The 1,983-nt window shown below is 68.7% G+C and carries 1 protein-coding gene and 2 tRNA genes; 2 read left to right on the top strand and 1 reads right to left on the bottom strand.

The genetic code is table 11. From position 1 onward, the window contains the following. Positions 1 to 15: 15 nt before the first annotated feature. Positions 16 to 89: transfer RNA gene (locus tag ACFUEL_RS39045), tRNA-Gly, on the bottom strand. 150 nt (positions 90 to 239) lie between these two features. Here ACFUEL_RS39045 and ACFUEL_RS39040 point away from each other — a divergent pair. Further along, positions 240 to 313: transfer RNA gene (locus ACFUEL_RS39040), tRNA-Pro, on the top strand. 211 nt (positions 314 to 524) lie between these two features. After that, positions 525 to 1,916, top strand: coding sequence for a trigger factor (tig, locus tag ACFUEL_RS39035; protein WP_380242865.1), 1,392 nt, complete (start codon positions 525 to 527; stop codon positions 1,914 to 1,916). Positions 1,917 to 1,983: the final 67 nt, after the last annotated feature.

Here is a 1,983-nt window from a genome sequence, read left to right as displayed (position 1 = left end):
GTCGGGGCATTCTCGTGGAGCGGGTGACGAGAATCGAACTCGCGTGACCAGTTTGGAAGACTGGGGCTCTACCATTGAGCTACACCCGCAAAGGAGCGTCCCCCGCCACCGCGGGGTGGTGAGGACGGCCCCAGCGTACCCGGTCCGGTCGGTGGATTGCACACTCCTTCGCCCTCGTCGGCTCGCCGATATCGCCGGGGCCGGGGGCGGGCCGACGTGTACTCTTCTGCTCGGCACCACGGGGTGTGGCGCAGGTTGGTAGCGCGTCCGCTTTGGGAGCGGAAGGCCGTCGGTTCGAATCCGGTCACCCCGACCGTGTGCGGCAGGGTCTCGTCAGCGGGCGGGGCCCTGTTGTCGTTGCGGGCGGGCCCGGAGCGGCAGCCGCCCCCGTCCTCCGTCCACCCAGGTGCCGGGCACAGTCGCTTTCGTGGTACCGGTAGGATGGACCGCTGGCGGTAGTACGGACAGCATTGCAGCCCCAACCGCCTATCGCCCTGACCGCAAGCCCCCTAGGAGACCCAACCGTGAAGAGCGCCGTCGAGACTCTGAACCCCACTCGGGTTCGACTCACCGTCGAGGTGCCCTTCGAGGAGCTCAAGCCCAGCCTCGACGCGGCGTACAAGAAGATCAACCAGCAGGTCACCGTTCCGGGCTTCCGCAAGGGCAAGATCCCGAACAAGGTGATCGACCAGCGCTTCGGCCGTGGCGCGGTGCTGGAGGAGGCCGTCAACGACGCGCTTCCGCGCTTCTACACGCAGGCCGTCGACGAGGGCCAGATCGACGTCCTGGGCCAGCCCGACATCACCGAGATCGAGGGTGTCGAGAACCTGGCCGACGGCGGTGACCTCAAGTTCACCGCCGAGGTCGACGTGCGCCCCGAGGTCACCCTGCCCGAGTTCTCCGAGATCGCGGTCGTGGTCGACCCGATCGAGGTCAGCGACGAGGACGTTGAGAAGTCCCTGGAGCAGCTGCGCGAGCGCTTCGCCTCCGTCAAGGACGTCGAGCGCGCCGCCGCCGAGAACGACATCGTGGTGGTCGACCTGGAGGCCAAGGTCGACGGCGAGGTGCCGGAGGACGGCACCGCCACCGGCGTGAGCTACGAGATCGGCTCCGGCCGCCTGCTGGACGGCATCGACGAGGCCGTGGTCGGCCTGTCCGCCGGCGAGTCCAAGACCTTCACCACCACCCTCAAGGGCGGCACCCAGGTCGGCAAGGACTCCGAGGTCACCGTCACCGTGACCGCCGTCCAGGAGAAGGAACTCCCCGAGCTGGACGACGAGTTCGCGCAGCTGGCGAGCGAGTTCGACACCCTGGAGGAGCTCCGCGCCGACTCCGTCAAGCGCCTGGAGCGCATGAAGGAGTTCGACCAGGCCACCCAGGCCCAGGAGAAGGTCCTCGACGAGCTGCTCTCGCGCGTCGAGATGGAGTACCCGGAGAAGCTGCTCGCGGACGAGATCGGCACCCGCAAGCACAACCTGGAGCACCACCAGCTGGAGCCGATGGGCCTGACCCTCGACACCTACCTCGCCTCCCAGGACAAGTCCCGCGAGGACTACGACAAGGAGACCGAGGAGCAGGCGAAGAAGGGCATCAAGACCCAGTTCGTGCTGGACCAGATCGTCAAGAACGAGGAGCTGGGCGTCAACCAGGAGGAGCTCACCGAGCACCTCATCCGCCGCGCCGCCGGCTCCGGCCTGACCCCGGACCAGTTCGCCCAGCAGGTCGTCCAGGGCGGCCAGGTGCAGCTGCTGGTCGGCGAGGTCGCCCGCGGCAAGGCGCTGGCCCTGGTGGTCGAGGCCGCCAAGGTGACCGACACCAACGGCGAGACCGTCTCCTTCGAGGACGACGAGGAGGAGACCACCGAGGCTGCCGAGGCCGCCGCGGAGGAGACCTCCGAGAAGTCCGCCGACGCCTGATCCCGCCGACCGCCGGTCCGCCGGCGGCGCGTCACGGCAACCGGGAACGGGCCCGGACACCGCACGG

Origin of the sequence: Kitasatospora sp. NPDC057198, from assembly GCF_042670125.1 — a bacterium.
Lineage (GTDB): Bacteria > Actinomycetota > Actinomycetes > Streptomycetales > Streptomycetaceae > Kitasatospora.
Note: the sequence above shows the minus strand (reverse complement) of the source record. Positions and strands in the feature narration are given on the sequence as shown.